The 17,020-nt window shown below is 52.7% G+C and carries 14 protein-coding genes; 10 read left to right on the top strand and 4 right to left on the bottom strand.

What is annotated here, in order from left to right; genetic code table 11:
* Nucleotides 1–135: 135 nt before the first annotated feature.
* The 7 genes from ACN0YH_RS13220 to ACN0YH_RS13190 all read left to right on the top strand — a co-directional run bounded on the left by ACN0YH_RS13220 (nucleotide 136) and on the right by ACN0YH_RS13190 (nucleotide 10,640).
* Nucleotides 136–1,110, top strand: a complete 975-nt coding sequence (locus ACN0YH_RS13220; protein WP_417380037.1) for a cell division protein FtsQ/DivIB — start codon at nucleotides 136–138, stop codon at nucleotides 1,108–1,110.
* Nucleotides 1,111–1,342: 232 nt separating this feature from the next.
* Nucleotides 1,343–2,074 (top strand): phytanoyl-CoA dioxygenase family protein, encoded by a 732-nt coding sequence (locus ACN0YH_RS13215; protein WP_417380036.1) that lies wholly within the window; start codon nucleotides 1,343–1,345, stop codon nucleotides 2,072–2,074.
* Nucleotides 2,075–2,474: 400 nt separating this feature from the next.
* Complete coding sequence (gene acs / locus ACN0YH_RS13210) at nucleotides 2,475–4,430, top strand: acetate--CoA ligase (RefSeq protein WP_417380035.1); 1,956 nt, start codon at nucleotides 2,475–2,477, stop codon at nucleotides 4,428–4,430.
* A gap of 127 nt (nucleotides 4,431–4,557) precedes the next feature.
* Nucleotides 4,558–5,340 carry a nickel pincer cofactor biosynthesis protein LarB gene (gene larB / locus ACN0YH_RS13205; RefSeq protein WP_417380034.1) on the top strand — a complete coding sequence of 261 codons (783 nt, stop codon included), beginning with the start codon at nucleotides 4,558–4,560 and terminating at the stop codon, nucleotides 5,338–5,340.
* Between the two features lie 33 nt (nucleotides 5,341–5,373).
* On the top strand, nucleotides 5,374–6,882 hold the full coding sequence (locus ACN0YH_RS13200) for a PKD domain-containing protein (RefSeq protein ID WP_417380033.1): 1,509 nt from the start codon (nucleotides 5,374–5,376) through the stop codon (nucleotides 6,880–6,882).
* Between the two features lie 340 nt (nucleotides 6,883–7,222).
* Nucleotides 7,223–9,082, top strand: a complete 1,860-nt coding sequence (locus ACN0YH_RS13195; protein WP_417380032.1) for a glycoside hydrolase family 88 protein — start codon at nucleotides 7,223–7,225, stop codon at nucleotides 9,080–9,082.
* 121 nt (nucleotides 9,083–9,203) lie between these two features.
* Entirely contained in the window at nucleotides 9,204–10,640 is a 1,437-nt protein-coding gene (locus ACN0YH_RS13190) for a neutral/alkaline non-lysosomal ceramidase N-terminal domain-containing protein (protein WP_417380031.1), read from the top strand.
* Between the two features lie 14 nt (nucleotides 10,641–10,654).
* Here ACN0YH_RS13190 and ACN0YH_RS13185 read toward each other — a convergent pair whose 3' ends face one another.
* Nucleotides 10,655–11,704 carry a PDZ domain-containing protein gene (locus ACN0YH_RS13185; RefSeq protein ID WP_417380030.1) on the bottom strand — a complete coding sequence of 350 codons (1,050 nt, stop codon included), beginning with the start codon at nucleotides 11,702–11,704 and terminating at the stop codon, nucleotides 10,655–10,657.
* A 112-nt stretch (nucleotides 11,705–11,816) separates the two neighbouring features.
* On the bottom strand, nucleotides 11,817–12,647 hold the full coding sequence (locus ACN0YH_RS13180) for a glycerophosphodiester phosphodiesterase (protein WP_417380029.1): 831 nt from the start codon (nucleotides 12,645–12,647) through the stop codon (nucleotides 11,817–11,819).
* 353 nt (nucleotides 12,648–13,000) lie between these two features.
* Between ACN0YH_RS13180 and thiS the strand changes: the two genes are divergently transcribed.
* Together thiS and ACN0YH_RS13170 are read left to right on the top strand one after the other, a co-directional pair.
* Complete coding sequence (thiS, locus tag ACN0YH_RS13175; protein WP_145223693.1) at nucleotides 13,001–13,201, top strand: sulfur carrier protein ThiS; 201 nt, start codon at nucleotides 13,001–13,003, stop codon at nucleotides 13,199–13,201.
* 5 nt (nucleotides 13,202–13,206) lie between these two features.
* Entirely contained in the window at nucleotides 13,207–14,037 is an 831-nt protein-coding gene (locus ACN0YH_RS13170; RefSeq protein ID WP_417380028.1) for a thiazole synthase, read from the top strand.
* 21 nt (nucleotides 14,038–14,058) lie between these two features.
* On the opposite strand, the gene ACN0YH_RS13165 is transcribed toward ACN0YH_RS13170, so the two are convergent.
* Entirely contained in the window at nucleotides 14,059–14,772 is a 714-nt protein-coding gene (locus tag ACN0YH_RS13165) for a hypothetical protein (RefSeq protein WP_417380027.1), read from the bottom strand.
* A gap of 154 nt (nucleotides 14,773–14,926) precedes the next feature.
* Nucleotides 14,927–15,484, bottom strand: coding sequence for a ClpP family protease (locus tag ACN0YH_RS13160; protein ID WP_417380026.1), 558 nt, complete (start codon nucleotides 15,482–15,484; stop codon nucleotides 14,927–14,929).
* Nucleotides 15,485–15,775: 291 nt separating this feature from the next.
* Between ACN0YH_RS13160 and ACN0YH_RS13155 the strand changes: the two genes are divergently transcribed.
* Nucleotides 15,776–16,921 carry a PmoA family protein gene (locus tag ACN0YH_RS13155; protein ID WP_417380025.1) on the top strand — a complete coding sequence of 382 codons (1,146 nt, stop codon included), beginning with the start codon at nucleotides 15,776–15,778 and terminating at the stop codon, nucleotides 16,919–16,921.
* Nucleotides 16,922–17,020 lie beyond the last annotated feature (99 nt).

The following is a 17,020-nucleotide window of genomic DNA, read 5'->3' as shown; positions in this document are numbered from 1 at the left end:
CATAGCGTCTCTGAATCTGTTATACTCGGTCCAAACAGCCTTGGAGACGTTTTATAAAACGGGATACAGTCTGCCCCGATCCCCTGCGATTCGCAGCCCGATGATTTGTCAAAGGTCAACGCTAAACCAGAGCACATGAGTCGAAAAACAAGCAAAAAACGACCTGCTAAAAAGAAGGTCAAAGTGGTCGAAGAAGAAGAGGCACAGGAAGAATCGACTTCCCTGTTCAACCCTTCGTCATTGATCCGCCTGTTGTTTCGCCCGAAGGTTCTGCTGGTTCTGGCGGTGGTAGTAACCGGCCTGTTCTTCTTTCAGAAAGTGAAGCAGCAGCTTCCCGATCTGTCCCAGCGTGAAGAATACCAGATCGAAACCAAAGAACTCTCCCTGCAGCCGGCACCCCCGCATTATGTCCCGATCGACATTGTCGACCAGGTCATCAAACGCAGCGAATTGCCCGCGCGGGTCTCCCTGCTCGATCAGGGTCTGGTACTCAAGATTGCCGACGCGTTCCAGAAACATCCCTGGGTACAGAAAGTCATTTCGGTCCGCAAAACGAATACGGTGGAAGTGGAAATTCTGTTTCGCAAACCGGCTGCCATGGTGGAGCTGAAGCAGGGGCTGTTTCCCGTGGACAATGCGGGAGTTCTGTTACCGCCCGAAGACTTTTCCGTTTCCGATGCCCGCCGCTTCCCGATTATCACCGGCGTCAGCTCGATCCCTGCCGGACCGGCGGGGACATCCTGGGGCGACACAACCGTTACCGGCGCCGCCCAGTTGGCTGAAGCACTGGGTCCGCACTGGAAAGAACTGGATATCGTCTCCATCGAAGTCCCGCCACGCGTGACGGCAGACGTCACCCTGGATGATTTGATCTACCGTCTGATCACCACCGGCGGTTCGGAAATCGTCTGGGGTCGTTCACCGAAAAGCCAGCGTCGGGGTGAGTTACGCGTCGACCAGAAGATCGGCAAGCTGGAAAAATACTACCGAGATTACGGCGGCTTCGATCGCCCGCATGGTCCTTATGAAATTGACATTCGCCACTGGCAGGAAATTTCCCGCCGCCCGCTCAAACAACAGAGCAGTCAACGTACGCTGATGCGCCGCTGAACCTTCAGGCGAAGACGAAAACGGTGATTCTGCTTTGGAATCTCCGCTTCCCGCCGCATTCAATTATTTCCACAGAACTTACCAATCCAGTCATTATTTTGCTGAAATTCTTTCCTGTTCGAGCTAGCCTGTAGGCAACATGTTCTTCCTGTTTCCTGAATGTAGCATTGCATGAACTTAACGATTATGCGCAACAGAAACATTCTGAAATCCCAGTCAAAAGGGAACGACTATGATCCACCAGGAAATCGTCGCGGAATATCAATCTCAGGGATTCGTACATCTTCCCGCCTGGTACGCAGGTGAGGAACTGGCTGAAATCAGATCAGCCGTCGAACGCTATAACCGGGAAGTCGTGCCGGGTGTGCCTGAAAGTGATGTCGTATTTGAAGCGGACGGAACCGCCATTCGTAACTGCTGGCGGATGCAGACACATGACCCCTTCTTTACCCGACTCCCTGCCGAAGCACGACTGCAGGCTCTGATTGCTGAACTGGTCAATGGGACGCCGTCCTGCATGGGAGTTGAAACCTTCAATAAACCAGCGAAGGTAGGCTCAGGCGTTCCACCGCATCAAGACAATGCTTATTTCTGTCAGACCCCGCCGGATGTACTTACTGTCTGGATCGCATTGGATGATGTGACGCCGGAAAATGGCCCCGTGCATTATCTGCCTGGTTCGCATACGCAGGGCGTGCACGAACATGTGCCTTCCGGGGTCAAAGGCAATTCCTTCGGACTGGCAGAGTCGGTCGATGACACTCAGGCAAGCGCGGCCCTGCTCAAGGCGGGCGATATCCTGATCCATCACAGCCAGACGATTCACTTCAGCGCCCCGAATATCAGCGACTTCCCCCGCCTGGGTCTGCTGCTCGTCTTTCGTGGTGAACACACGCAGGATTCCCCGGAAATGAAAGCCGCTTACCAGAAAGCACGTGCCTTGATGGAAGCGGGCGCCAGTTGAAAAGTACTGCAGGACATAGCGGAGAGTAAATTTACCAAGTGTTCACTTCCTGTCTCTCTCAAATTTTGGTGAAAACAGATCGATTCGCTAAGAAATTGGGAATTGGACTGACTTTCCGCAGATTTAAAGTGACTTGCGTACCCCGTCCCGCTTGATTTTCCGTGTTTTGACGCTTAGATAAGGTATTCAACAACGCTTTTCCGTTATCTGAGGAAGCGATTGTCCGTTTGTTGACTTCAAAAAAACAGTGCCCTAAAATCTCTATCTTAGCATTGTTTATTAATTCTTTAGAAAGACACAGGGAGAGAATCGATTCAGCGGACCTGATCATTACAGGCTGCTGAGCCACATTTTCGGTTCTTATTTCGCTCGCCAAATAAAACAAAGGGGAATGACAACGATGAGTGACCAGGTTAACGAAAACATTGAAAGTGTTCTTCAGGAAACTCGATCATTTCCGCCGCCAGCCGAGTTTGTAGAGCAGGCTAATATCTCCAGCATGGAAGAATACCAGAAGCTCTGGAACCGGGCGAAAGATGATCCCGCGGGTTTCTGGGGTGACCTGGCGCAAGACCTGGAATGGTCTCAACCGTATGAAAGTGTACTCGAAGGCGAGATGCCCGAGACCACATGGTTCAAAGGGGGCAAGATCAATGCTTCGGTCAACTGCATCGACCGGCATCTGGACAGCTGGCGCAAGAACAAAGCCGCGATTATCTGGGAAGGTGAACCAGGCGACACGCGCGTGCTGCGTTATCAGGACCTGTACCGGGAAGTCTGCAAGTTCGCCAACTGCCTGAAAAAACTGGGTGTTGAGACCGGGGACCGCGTCACACTTTACATGCCTATGGTTCCCGAACTCGCGATTGCCATGCTGGCCTGCTCCCGCATCGGTGCAACCCATTCGATTATCTTCGGTGGCTTCAGTGCCGACGCGATTGCGGACCGTAACAATGATGCCCAGGCGAAACTGGTCATCACCGCCGATGGTGGCTGGCGACGTGGCAAGAACATTCCACTCAAGGAAGCCGTCGACCAGAGTATGGAAAAATCTCCCAGTGTGGAAAAAGTGGTCGTCTATCGTCGCACGGGCTGTGAAGTCGACATGGTCCCCGACCGTGACTACTGGTGGCACGATCTGATGGACGATGCTTCGCCGGAATGCGATCCGGTCGAGCTCGACAGCGAACACCCGCTGTTCATCCTCTACACTTCCGGAAGTACAGGCAAACCCAAAGGCGTACAACACTCCACCGGCGGTTATCTGCTCGGCGCGAAAATGACCTCCGAATGGGTCTTCGATCTGAAAGAAGATGATACCTACTGGTGTACCGCCGACATCGGCTGGATTACCGGACACAGCTACATCGTGTATGGCCCACTGGCCAACGGTGCTACAACCGTGATGTATGAAGGTGCTCCCAACTGGCCCGATGAAGGTCGTTTCTGGGAAATCGTCGAAAAGTACCAGGTTAATATTTTCTACACCGCACCAACGGCAATTCGCGCCTTCATTAAGTGGGGCGATGAATGGCCGAATAAACATGATTTGTCCAGCCTGCGTCTGCTGGGAACCGTCGGTGAGCCGATCAACCCCGAAGCCTGGATGTGGTATCACACCGTGATCGGTCAGGAGCGCTGCCCGATCGTTGATACCTGGTGGCAGACCGAAACGGGGGGTATCATGATGAGCCCGCTGCCCGGTGTGACGGCAACCAAACCCGGTAGTTGTACGACACCGCTGCCCGGCGTCGTACCAGATATTGTTTCAGCAGACGGGGAAAGTCTCGGAGATAACCAGGGGGGCCTTCTGGTAATGCGTCAGCCCTGGCCTCACATGCTGCGAACCCTGTATGGCGACCACGAACGGTTCAAAGACGTTTACTTCAGTACGATCCCCGGCTGTTACCTGGCCGGCGACAGTGCCCGCCGTGATGAAGATGGTTACTACTGGATTATGGGGCGCATCGATGATGTGATCAATGTCTCTGGTCACCGTCTGAGTACAATGGAAGTCGAAAGTGCCCTCGTCTCGCATCCCAAAGTGGCGGAAGCTGCCGTGGTCGGTTTCCCGCATGAACTCAAAGGGGAAGGCATCTGCTGTTTTGTCTCGCTGAAAACAGATGAAAGTCCCGACGAATTGAAGGAAGAACTGAAACAGCACGTGCGCACACAAATTGGTGTCGTCGCGACTCCCGATCAGATTCGATTCGCCGCTGCACTTCCCAAAACCCGCAGTGGAAAAATCATGCGACGTCTGTTGCGTGATATCGCTGCCGGCCGGGAAAGTACCGGGGACACCACGACTCTCGAAGACTTCAGCGTGATCGCCAATTTGAGCAAAAGTGAAGACTGATCTTTTGAGTTGCTCAAACAACAACTTGAAACTCTGATCTGTTTCCACTTATCATAAATTTTCGCAGGATGGCCGGTTTTCGACCATCCTGCTGTTTGTTTACCGCAGTTGAATAGAGGTATTTTTAATGTCCGATGACCAGCTTTCTCAACTGTTTGAGCAGGTCCGTCAGGGGGCGCTGTCCGTCGAGCAGGCTGTCGAATCGTTCCAGAAACAGACGCCTCTTAAAACAGGCACGCTGGCATCCGCGAGCATCGACCTGGATCGCAGCTCACGCTGTGGCTATCCCGAAGTCGTGTATTGCGAAGGAAAAACGGCTGCTTCCCTGGTTGAAATTTTCACACTGTTGCTGGAATCAAAACAACGCTGCCTGGGAACCCGAATCTCAGAAGAACAGGCGGAAGTTGTGTCTAAACAGTTTCCCCAGGCCATCCACAATCAGACAGCACGTACCATTCGAATTGCCGAAAAAGATGCTGCCCGTGATGAAGAACTGATCACGGGAAGAATTGCCGTTTTAACCGCGGGCACCAGTGATCGTCCCGTCGCGGAAGAAGCCATCGAAACATTGATCTGGATGGGCTACGAGCCCGACTTCATCGTTGATGTCGGCGTCGCAGGTCCACACCGTCTGCAAGAGCAACTGCCGCGAATTCAGAATGTCTCCGCGATCGTTGTCGCCGCCGGTATGGAAGGGGCACTCCCCTCTGTCGTCGGCGGCTGGGTCTCCTGCCCGGTCATCGCGGTCCCTACCAGCGTCGGTTACGGTGCCAGCCTGGGTGGCATGGCGGCGCTGCTGGGTATGCTTAACAGTTGTGCTGCGAATGTGACTGTCGTTAATATCAATGCAGGCTTCAAAGCCGGTTTTATCGCCGGGCTGATCGCCGACCAGAAACAGACAACCCCCTGATGCGCCCCCCGACCCAAACAAAAGAGCCCTGCCATGTCGATCTCCTCCTTGCGTTTTAAGTTCTGCTTTATCCTCTTAAGTGCACTCTGTTTGACCATCCTGACTGGGAATCTCCCGGCTGCGGAATCAGAAACCGAACCGGAGTTCACTCCTGTTGTGCGCGTCGTCGATCTGAATGTCGGCGAGTCAGCTACGGTCACTCTCAATAACGGCGAACAGGTTCAGGTGAAACTGCTCGATCTCAAGGAGACTCGCGACCCCGTTCGACAGGCAGTACGCAGCGCGATCGTCACGGTCGACGTGGACGGCAAAACGATCCAGCTGGAATCGGGGATGTACAATCTGCCGCAGACGATTGGAAAAGTACAGATGGACTGTTCCATTACCGGCGGTTACAACTCCAACGGCACCCCCTCGTTCTGGGGACTCGATAAAGATGCCCGCCTGCGTTTCTGGCCCAAAGCTTCGCCGCTGATCAAAACGGGTTCGTTTATCTATCCCGTCGACCAGCGCTGGTTTGCCACACGAACATGGTACGACAACGAACCGGTTGATGGCGGCACAAAAATCCTGCCGAAAATCTACTATCACAGCGGTCTCGATATCGGCGGTGCCGAGAAACTGACACGGGTCATCGCTGCCACGGATGCGATTGTGGTTTCTGCGGGGGATGAAGTACTCGATGCCCACAAAAAAGACACCCCGGTCGCACCACGGTACGATGTCGTTTATCTCCGCGATGCCCGGGGCTGGTACTACCGTTACAGTCATCTGCATCAAATCAATGACCGCATCAAACCCGGACGATTGATTAAACAGGGAGAAGAAATTGGCATCCTGGGCAAAAAGGGAGCCAGTGGCGGCTGGTCGCATCTGCACTTTGAAATCAAGAGCCGCCAACCCTCGGGCAAGTGGGGCACGCAGGCCGGCTATGCGTTTATCTGGGAAGCATACCGCAATCAATACAAACCGGAACTGGTCGCGAATACCCGTCGCAAACACTTTATCAAAGCTGGCGACTCCACGGTTCTCAAAGGCACGCAGTCTTTTAGTGTCAACGACAGCATTCAGAGTTATGACTGGACCTTCACAGACGGCACGACCGCAACCGGAGCAGAAATCAAACGAACCTACCACAAACCTGGCGTCTATAGCGAAATTCTGAAAGTTACCGACAAAGCCGGAAATGTCGATTACGATTTTGCGGAAGTCCACGTACTTGATCCCCAAAACATGGAAGAGTATGTGCCACGCATTCACGCCTCCTACTGGCCTTCCCTCAATAACAACGCAGGTGAATCGATTACGTTTAAAGTCCGCACGTTCGGCAATACGATGGGGGAAGAAATCTGGGACTTTGGCGATGGCAGCCCCACCGTCACCGTAAAATCAGATGGCAACGTGAAACCCCTGAATGAAGATGGCTACGCAATCACAAAACACACCTTTCAGAAACCGGGCGACTACCTGGTGAAAGTCGAACGCAGCCGCGAGGATGGCGTGAAAGCAGTGACACGACTGCATGTGCGCGTAGAACCGTAATTCGATATCTCCACATCGTCCCGCGGGTGGTCCCGGATAAAATCCGGGATTGCCGTAGGCAACAGGAGGTAGCAGATTTCACGATGAGTGGTGCATCGACGCACCTTATTCTGTCTGATGTCGATTAGTTGGTATCTCAACTATGATTTGCACATTAGAGCTGCAACCTCCTGCTCGCTACGCTCGGCACGAATTACATTCGTGCCCACCCGTTAGAGATTGCTTTTCGTAAGGAACAGGGTTCTCTGCTGGCATTTGGTCTGCAGCAGTTTTACAATATTTGTGAACTACTGTTTTCATTCACTTTCTTCCTGATTACCCTGCCTGGATTCTGCCTGCCATGAAATTTTCTCTGCTGACGCTTAGCCTGACGCTTGTTGCCCTGCTTTCTGCTCAACCGGTTTCTCTGTTTGCAGATCCCGCCAATGCAGAAAAACCGGAAGTAACCGTCGATTTTAAATCAGCGGTCACAGAAAAACTGCATTCGCTGCAGAAACAGCCTGCCTTGATTCACTCGGCCATCGGTGTGACCCGTAAAGAAACACCGATCCCTTGCGTGTATTCTCAAGAAGATCTGAATCTGCACACGGGAAAAACCCGCATCCTGTTGATTGGCGGGCTGGATGGATCACAGGTCTCCGTGGATGCTGTTCTCGATGCGGTCAACTGGTTTTATGGATCGAAAGAGGCCGGACCGCTGCGGGAAAAGTTTTCGCTGTCCGCAGTTCCTGTCGCCAACCCGGATGCCTGGGTTCTGCAGCAGGGCCCGAAAAACGCTTCGGGAGGAAATCCAACGCACGGCTACCCGCCTATGGGAGACGCGTATCTCAGTCCCACCAAACCGGAAGCCGAGTATCTATGGCGCTGGATCGGCATGCATGCACCAGACCTGGTACTCGATGTCCGCGAGGGTAAACAATTTCAATGGGTCGTCCCCGTAGACAGTCTGCCGGCAACAAAAACGCTGGGTAAAGAGTTACAGCCACAGATCAAACCGGTATTCGGTTGGGAACTGGTTTCGGCACTTGCCTTCAAATCACCTTCCCACGTCGGTCGCGTGCCCGCTTTGGCTGTGGAACTCGAGGCAAGCAACGCGCGCACGTTTCTTCCTGAACTGTTAACCGCAATGGAACAGATTTCCTTTCAGGGCCCCTCCCCGGCTCGACTGGAATTGATGCGACGACTGCAACGGACTCCCATTCAGGTCGCGACTCAACTGGCTAACGTTTATGGACATGAACTGGGACGGCTTTCCTACCTGCCTGCATTGTCTCTGATCAGTCAGATCAAGCTAGGCGAACTGACGGCGGACCCGAGTCGCTTGCCAGCCGTGGAAAAAATCACGCAAGCCTATCTCAAGAAAAACCCCGAGCCTCTCAAAAAAGGAGGCGGCGGCAGCCTGATCGCCGGGCATCTGCTATTTTCCGAATTGGCCAAAGCGACTGGTAACCCGCAGTATCTTCAGCTGGCAAAACAGGCGGCGGACCTCGGTTTTGATGAGCAGGGAAAGATGCGCGAGTCGATGCCTCATCATGCGGAAATGAGCGACGCCGTATTTATGTCCTGTCCCATTCTGGCAGCCGTTGGCCGACTGACCGGGGAATCGAAATACTACGACATGGCGCTGAAGCACTGGCGGTTCATTCAGAACATGGACCAACGGCCGGACGGCATCTATCAGAATTCACCGCTCAGCGATGCAGCCTGGGGGCGAGGTAACGGCTTCCCGGCTTTGGGTCTGGCATTAGTCCTGTCAGAGCTCCCCTTGAATTCACCACTGCGGGAACAATTCATTGCAGGACATCGAAAACATCTGGAAGCGCTCAGTCGTCACCAGGATCCCAACGGGATGTGGCATCAGGTGATTGATCATCCCGAGAGTTATCGCGAGATGACCTCCACCTGCATGATCACATTTTCGATGATTCGTGGTGTGCGCGTAGGCTGGCTGGACGCGAAGATTTACACGCCGATTATCGAAGGCGCCTGGAATGCGATCAAAACCCGCGTCGCCTTTGATGGCACTCTCGTCGATGTCTGTACGGGAACCGGCAAACAGAAAAACCTTCGTGGCTACCTGGATCGTACGGCGATTCTCGGTACCGATGCCCGCGGCGGCGCGATGGCATTTCTCGTCTCCAATGAAATGGCCCAGTGGCTGAATGAACGCGACAACGCCGCGCAACAGAAACTGGACTAAACCATTCTGGAATATAATCGGACTGGTATAAATCCTGTCTCTGTTCTGGAAAGATCACTTCCCGATCGGGTATGCTGAATGCGACGCGCTTTTCCTATTTGAATTCTTTGAGAGGTCCCGTATGCTGGCCCGCATTATTCTGACACTGATCCTGCCTGCCTGTTTTCTGTTGCAAACAGTGACTTTCAGCGAAGCACAGGCGGAGACCACAGGGCTGCGGGCAGGCGCCGCTGCTGTCGACATTACTCCTCCGCTGGGAACATCGCTGGACGGGGTCATCTCTAAAAATGGTTCTGTCACCGGGGTGCACGATCGGATCTTTTCGCGTGCACTGGTACTCGCGGACGGGCATACACGGATTGCCATTTGCGTGAATGATCTGTGCATGGTCGAACGAAGTTACTTTGATCGCGCGAAACAGATCGTCTTTGAGAAAACCGGTCTACCCGTGAATCGCATTCTGATGACCAGCACGCATACGCACGCTGCTCCGCGTGTGCCGTATGGTCGCGCGAGTGAGAAAGATGATGCCTATTACGAACAACTGATCGAACAGATGGCCGCCGCCATCATCCAGGCTGACCAGAATCTGGCGCCTGCGCAGATTGCCTGGGGCTCATTCGATGCCGGAAAGTATGCCGCCTGTCGCCGGTTTCTGGCGGAGAAAGGGAGTGTCTCTTTGAACCCGTTCGGAGTGGCGGGAGAACAAATCAAGTCGGTCGCCGGTCGCAGCAAATCGATCATTCAACCCGCGGCTCCCATTGACCCGCAGTGCTCCCTGCTCTCAGTCCAGCATCGAGATGGATCGCCTCTGGCAGTTCTGGGCAACATGAGCATTCACTATTGCGGGGGTTATCAGAAAGGTCAGATCAGTGCAGACTATTTTGGTGCTTACGCCCGACATCTCGCGAAAAAACTGGCGACGAAGAAATCACATCCCCCGTTTGTAGGCATGCTCTCCAATGGTACCAGCGGCAATGTGGGTGCGGTCATGAAACAGGATAAAAAGAAATATAAGGCATTTGAGTGGATCGAAGAATCGGGCAAACAGTTCGCGGAACAGTCGTTGAAGGTCATAGACCAGATGAATCACAAATCCGACTTGCAGATTGCCATGATCGAAACAGAACTGGAACTGGGAATTCGTCGTCCTGATGCTGCACGGCTGGCCTGGGCGCGTGAGATTCTGGAACATCCCCAACAGAAAACAGCTCATCGCTGGGCGAAAATCTATGCGACGGAAGCGGTTGAACTGAGTAAATATCCTCCCACAGAGAAAATAAAAATCCAGGCCATTCGCATTGGGGATCTGGGAATCGTGAGCCTGCCTTGTGAAGTGTTTACCGAAACCGGGCTGGCAATCAAAGACCAGAGCCCATTCGAAGCGACCTTTTCCATGGAACTGGCGAATGGTTCCAGCGGTTACCTGCCGACTCCTGGGCAGCATGCACTGGGGGGTTATGAAACCTGGCCGGCCCGCAGCAGTTACCTGGAAATCGATGCGGAAACTCACATTCGTCAGACCGCTTTAAAACTGCTCAACCAACTGCATGATTGAGCACGTACAAACTGTTATCGATCCAGCCAGCTGCTGAGCGTGACAGTGACTGCTTTTGGTTTGCCATTCCGGATCAGCAGGACCTCAACTTTATCACCAGCTTCTTTTTTACCAATAAGATCAACGAGGCTGTTAAAGTTTTCTACTTTTTGGTCACCGAACTGGATAATGCGATCCCCGGGCTGAATACCGGCATTCGCGGCAGCGAGCCCCTCACTGACGTCGCTGACCAGGCAACCGATATTACCGTCTCCCCCGACCTGGGAAAAAGTGATACCCAGCATGGCATCACTGTCACGCGTCTGGAAGCGGGTTGCGGGAAGTGCTCTCATCAAATCATCCATAGCCAGTTCCGGGATCGTATTTCCTTTGATCATGTAGAGCGTATCCAGATTTCTGATCCGTTTTATAAAACGCAGCCCGCGTTCAGTTCCCCCTGCTGGTTTCACTTCTTTTTCTTTTCCACCTGTTTTTTCACCTCCGCCTGCTTCAGTGACTTCTATTGTTTTTTCCGTTCCAGACCACCACTTCTCACCCAGCACAATGTAACGGACCTGACCTGGCTCCCGTGAATTGGCTCCAGGAGTCTTGGCAATGTCTTCCGCAGTCCAGAAGGTGACCTTGCCGCCCATTTTTGTAATTTCGCGCACCGCACGTTTTTCGCGAATGTCAGCGTGGCGATCAATGGCCTCTTCCGCACGAATGGCAACCGACGGATTGTTGGCATTGGCCAACTGTTCCAGCGCGTCTTCTGCCCGACCGACAGATTTCTCTTTCCCCTGAATGTAAACCTGTTCGATTACCAGAATCGCGCGCACTGCCGCTTCCAGGCTATCCCCTTTGGTTACTTTCATCAGGGGTTCAATAATCTGCTCACCATATTCGGGCAGTTTTTTCGTGGCCAGTTGCCGCGCCTGGAAATCATCGCTTTCCAGATCGAGTATGTAGTCGATGGCCTGCTGTGGCAGCGGCTGCGTTTCGTCTTTGGCATTCACCTCAGTCGTGCAGAAGAGGGGCGCCATCCACAACACAAAGCCTGTCAACAAAATCAAGCGGTTTCTCATCGGGTTTGTACCTCTCATAAAATTCTGTCGTACCAGAGCGACATCGTTCTATTTTCGGACAAACCCGGATGTAAATCAATACGAGACACCGCGGGGAACGCGGGAAACCACGCTATTTTTCCTGTTTTAATGCAGAATTTAACAGGCCAGGCCGATCGGTGGTAATGCCGGCCACACCCATTTCCGCCAGTTTTTTTGCATCAGCCACTTTATTGACCGTCCAGACATACACGGGCAGTCCTGCTTCGTTTGCCTGTTGGACAAATGCTTTGTCGACGAAACCATTATAGCCCAGATCCAGACCATCCAGGTTGGCTTCCTTGGCTTTCTGAATATAGTAACCTGGCTTGTGTTCCCACTTACGAGTCACTTTGTTCTGCTTCACTTTGAACACCCAGATGACTTCCCGTTCCGGCATTAACTGTTTGGCCTGCTGCATCGTGTCAAAATCAAATCCGATGATTGCTGTCTGGGCAGGGGCTTTTCCGGAGGCGGCTAGATCCGCTTTCAGTTGAGGCAGGACTTCGGGTCCGCATTTGATTTCAATAAACAGCCGTTTCTGATCCGGAATCGTTTCCAGAATCTGAATCAACATGGGAATGCGTTCCGCTTTATATTTTACATTTTTCCAGGCACCCACATCCAGTGTCTGCAACTCGTCGAAGGTCTGGTCTTTGACTTCCTGGTTCCGACCGCCGATGCGTTTGGTGGTTTTATCATGATAGGCGACGATCTTCCCGTCTTTGGACAGGTAGATGTCGATTTCAACCGCATCCGCATTCCGTTCCCAGGCCAGATTAATAGAAGCGAGGGTATTTTCCGGAGCGTCATAAGAGGCCCCCCGGTGCCCGATAATCTCGACGGCGGAAAGGGATGCTGTTGCTGTCATGATCAGGAGACCTGCTCCAAAAGAAAGAAACTGCGAAATTCGTCTGTCCAACATTCTATTACATCCTCGATAAAAGCGATCTGTTTTTCTGTGACGCGTCACTGCTTTCCAAGTCGATCAATCTGTCAGTTATATCGAATGATATTAAAGACTTGTAAAGAATCGATGAAATCCACCAATCAGTATCGCAGGAAGCCAGCAGAAGCTTCTGTTCAGAATACAAACGAAGCACTCCGTTGGAAATAGTCCGGCGGCTTCCCGGCCATTGCTTGACGACTGGCAGTATCACTTCTAAACTCACTTTTTGCAAACAGAGAGATTTCTGCAGATCACCTGTGACAGCAGTTCCATCTGTATTTGTTGATATTTTCAGGGCCGATCGTGCACATCTCCAAGGAGCCAGTCTGGTGAAAATTCAGGTGAACGGTGAAACCCGCGAGGTCCCGGCTGAATTCACAGTCGCCGATCTGCTGGTGGAACTGGCACTGCAGCCAAAGTATCTGGCCGTAGAACGAAATTTAATTTTAATTCCACGCGAAGAACACGCCGCCTGCGCATTGCAGGAAGGGGATCGCCTGGAAATTGTAACGCTGGTAGGCGGTGGGTAAATATTATGGCAACAATCGGCAGTACAGAATCTTCTCTCGTCCTGGGAACGCATCACCTGAATTCCCGTCTGATTGTAGGTACCGGGAAGTACTCGACTTACGAACTGATGCAGGAGAGCCTGGAAGTCAGTGGTGCCGATGTGATTACCGTGGCCGTTCGCCGCGAACGCCTGATCGATGCGGACGGACGCAATATTCTGGACTTCATTGATCTGGATAAATACACGATTCTCCCCAATACCGCGGGCTGTTTCACTGCTGAAGATGCCGTCCGCGTCGCACGTATGGGACGCGAAATTCTGCGGGGTCTGGAAAACCCGGGAGCCGACTGGGTCAAGATCGAAGTGCTCGGCGACACCAAAACACTGCTCCCCGATCCGGTCGCCACACTGGAAGCCACAAAGCAACTGGTCGACGAAGGCTTTTCCGTACTCTGTTACTCCACCGACGATCCGATAACCGCGAAGCGGCTCAAGGAAGCGGGGGCCACATCCGTAATGCCCGCGGGCAGCCCGATCGGCAGTGGCCAGGGAATTCTGAACCCGAACAACATTCGCATCTGTCTGGAATATCTGAAAGAAGACGATCCGGATTATCCGGTGATCGTCGATGCGGGCGTCGGGACTGCCAGCGATGTCACGATCGCGATGGAACTGGGCTGCGATGGAGTGCTGCTCAATACAGGCATCGCCGGTGCCCAGGACCCGGTCCGCATGGCACGGGCGATGAAACACGGTATCGAAGCGGGACGCGACGCGTATCTGGCCGGCCGCATCCCGAAAAAACTGTATGCGACCGCTTCCAGCCCGGAAACCGGTGTGATCGCCCCCAAGTGACAGTCAATCGCTTTTCAACTGTTATTCAGACTTTTCCTGTTTCTGCTTTGCTGCCGGCGGAGTCTTTGCAGAATCTGGCTGCGTCTTCCAGGCAGGCTGACGGTTCGCGATAATGATCACGCTGAGTTGATTTAATCCGGCGATGCCTCCGACTTCGCCTTGAACCGAGCTCACTTTCCACGTTGCCGTTGCATCGCGTACACCGTCATCGGCTAGCGCATTATTCAGTTTCGCGAGCGCTGCTTTAAGGGCTTCGTCATATGATCCGCTGTCGGATGTCCCTTTAAATCTACGCACACGCGGGCGGGCTTTCCGCTGTGCGTCATTGAAGAGCACTTCTTTCATTCCCTCATCCACGCCATGCACACGAATCCCCTTGACCCAGGACGGCATCCCTAGCCAGTGGTCTCTGGCTTTGACTTCCGAGATGACGGCAATCGCGGGCTGCGTGGGAGCCAGTGCCTTCAGATAATAATCCTGAATTCCATCTTGAGGTGGTTTGAGATAGCTCACACGCGTCAGTTCCACATCAGTAAACCCGCCACTGGGAACTTCCCCGCTCACTGTAACAAACAACTGAGGGGGATTCGTTGCCAGAACCTGGATTGCCACCTGCTTAATCTTTTTGACGGTCTCTGGTTCCACCGGTGGATCAGCAGCATACATGGAATTGAGACAGCAGTTTGTCAGAATCAAAATCAGTAAAGCACAGATGCTCTGTTTGAACTCATTCATGGGACACCCTTAGATAGTGTTAAGACACATGATCTCTCTGTCAGGTACCAGCGCATGCTGCCTGACTGTATTTAAGACGCATTTGAAGCCACATTCCGTTCCGGAAAATCGACATTGATCCACAATGCCAGGCTGACAGTCCCGGATAAGCCCTCTATCTTGCCTCAATCATCTGCCACTGATCTTCGTCCGCGAAGGGATCGATCAGTTGTGCCAGGCCGGCATCAACCAGTTCCTGCCCCGAGACGAACTTCCCGGGCCGCGTCCATTGATCCAGCACACTCTGATCACAACCGAAAAGCTGTGCCTGCAACCGGTCAAAGTCCGACTCCATGATTTTGAAATGCCGTGCCCATTCGGCTGCTTCTTCAAAGCGGACATCATCTTCACTCTGCCAGCGGATCGGATGAAACAGCAGCGTAGTATAAGTTGTCACAAAGCGATGCTTGCAGGCCGCAAAAGGCAGGATCGCAGCAGACGAGCATTCTCCCAAAGCCACGCCGGCCACATTTAATTTGCGTAAACGAATCAGGCTGGCGAGCGTCAGCCCGGCATAGACGGAACCGCCGGGAGAATCGAAGAAAATCGTGCCTCGACTGCCCCGCGGCAAATCCACGATCCGGGAGACCAGATCGGACTCTTTATCACCCAGATCGCCGGACAAAGCGATTTCCCACGCCGGTTCTCTATCCCGTGATCCTTGATTCCGCAAACCAGATGATTTCCCGGGATATGATTTTAAAGGGGACAGAGTCCGCGGGCGTCGTTTCGTATTCATTGTTCTCAGATATGTCTTCAGATAAGTGCCAGGCGATCTATTTTTCTCAAGCTACTTAGGATAACAGATCAAAAGGTCGTTTCGCAAACTGAGTTCCGGTTCAGTTGCAGAAAAAATCATTGAAATTGCCCCTGCGACTTGGCGCAGCAATGCTGTTCAGCACACAATAACTGATAGTAATTCACTAACCCATTACGACCCACTGCCTTTTGAGGAATTTTCGCTGTGAAAATCGTTTTAAGTATACTCTGCCTGTTTGTTGGCCTCAGCTCCGTTGCCGACGCGAAAGATGCGCCCGTTGAAATCACAAAAAACGGTACGAAATTGAGTGTCACCATCGCTGGAAAACCATTCGCCACATATAACACAGGCGGCGATCTTCCCAAGCCGTTTTTCTCTCCCGTGCGCGCCGCTGATGGCACGATCATCACACGTTCGCTGGTTGACCCCGAAGATCACCCGCACCATAAGGGAATCTGGGTGGCCGTTGATGAAGTCAATGAAGTTGACTTCTGGGCAGAAAAAGGCAAGATCAAAAACAGCGACGTCAAAGTCATCAAAGCCGCCGGCAATCCTGCCGTTATGCAGGTGACCAATCAATGGCTCGGCGCAGACGGAAAACCAATTGTCACCGAAACAACAGTGATTTCAATCTACGCCAACCGGCTCTTAACTTACGACATCACCTTCAAAGCGGGTGACAAACCGGTTGTCTTCGAAGACACCAAAGAAGGTCTGTTTGGAATTCGTCTGCCTAATGGCATGCGGGAAAAAGAAGAAGGCAGCGTCGAAAATAACACGGGCATTAAAGGCACCAAAGACAACTGGGGCAAACCTACCGAATGGATCGACTACTATGGTCCGCTGCACGGTAAACTGTATGGCGTGACTTTGATGGACTCTCCCCAGAACTTCAAGAAATCGCGTTACCACGTTCGCAACTACGGCCTGTTTACGATCAGCCCGTTTGGCGATCATTCTTACACCAACAAGAAATCACCGGCCGACCCCAAACACCTGAAAGCGGGTGGTACGTTTAATCTCAAGTACGGCTTGTATATTCATCAGGGTAATACACAGCAGGGGAAAGTCGCTGACGCCTATCAGCAGTTTCTGAAAGTGACCGGCTCCAAGCCCGCTGATAAAAAACAAACCGCCAAACCAAAGCCCAAAACCAAGAAAGTTTCAGTGGCTCCCAAAAAACCAGCTGCTCCTCCTGCTAAGAAAGTCGCTGCAGCTCCTTATGAAGAAAAGAGCACTCCGGTAAAACCAATTCCTGAAACAGAAGCCGTTTCCAATCCGGACTGCTACTGCCAGCCGGCTCCTGTACAGAGACGGCGTGGGCTGTTTCGACTGCGACGCAACCGCTAGAAGTGAACCCTAGTCCACTTCTCACTCTTCCAGATTCGTCTGTGGTCTGAATAATCGGAGATTCCGTTAAAAGATCACAGTCTGTGTCTGGCTAAGCGC

Source organism: Gimesia sp. (genome assembly GCF_048262075.1).
GTDB lineage: Bacteria > Planctomycetota > Planctomycetia > Planctomycetales > Planctomycetaceae > Gimesia.
Note: the sequence above shows the minus strand (reverse complement) of the source record. Positions and strands in the feature narration are given on the sequence as shown.

Coding starts and splice junctions, on each gene's coding strand:
- ACN0YH_RS13220 (WP_417380037.1), top strand. CDS start 136: ATGAGTCGAAAAACAAGCAAAAAACGACCTGCTAAAAAGAAGGTCAAA.
- ACN0YH_RS13215 (WP_417380036.1), top strand. CDS start 1,343: ATGATCCACCAGGAAATCGTCGCGGAATATCAATCTCAGGGATTCGTA.
- acs (WP_417380035.1), top strand. CDS start 2,475: ATGAGTGACCAGGTTAACGAAAACATTGAAAGTGTTCTTCAGGAAACT.
- larB (WP_417380034.1), top strand. CDS start 4,558: ATGTCCGATGACCAGCTTTCTCAACTGTTTGAGCAGGTCCGTCAGGGG.
- ACN0YH_RS13200 (WP_417380033.1), top strand. CDS start 5,374: ATGTCGATCTCCTCCTTGCGTTTTAAGTTCTGCTTTATCCTCTTAAGT.
- ACN0YH_RS13195 (WP_417380032.1), top strand. CDS start 7,223: ATGAAATTTTCTCTGCTGACGCTTAGCCTGACGCTTGTTGCCCTGCTT.
- ACN0YH_RS13190 (WP_417380031.1), top strand. CDS start 9,204: ATGCTGGCCCGCATTATTCTGACACTGATCCTGCCTGCCTGTTTTCTG.
- ACN0YH_RS13185 (WP_417380030.1), bottom strand. CDS start 11,704: ATGAGAAACCGCTTGATTTTGTTGACAGGCTTTGTGTTGTGGATGGCG.
- ACN0YH_RS13180 (WP_417380029.1), bottom strand. CDS start 12,647: ATGTTGGACAGACGAATTTCGCAGTTTCTTTCTTTTGGAGCAGGTCTC.
- ACN0YH_RS13170 (WP_417380028.1), top strand. CDS start 13,207: ATGGCAACAATCGGCAGTACAGAATCTTCTCTCGTCCTGGGAACGCAT.
- ACN0YH_RS13165 (WP_417380027.1), bottom strand. CDS start 14,772: ATGAATGAGTTCAAACAGAGCATCTGTGCTTTACTGATTTTGATTCTG.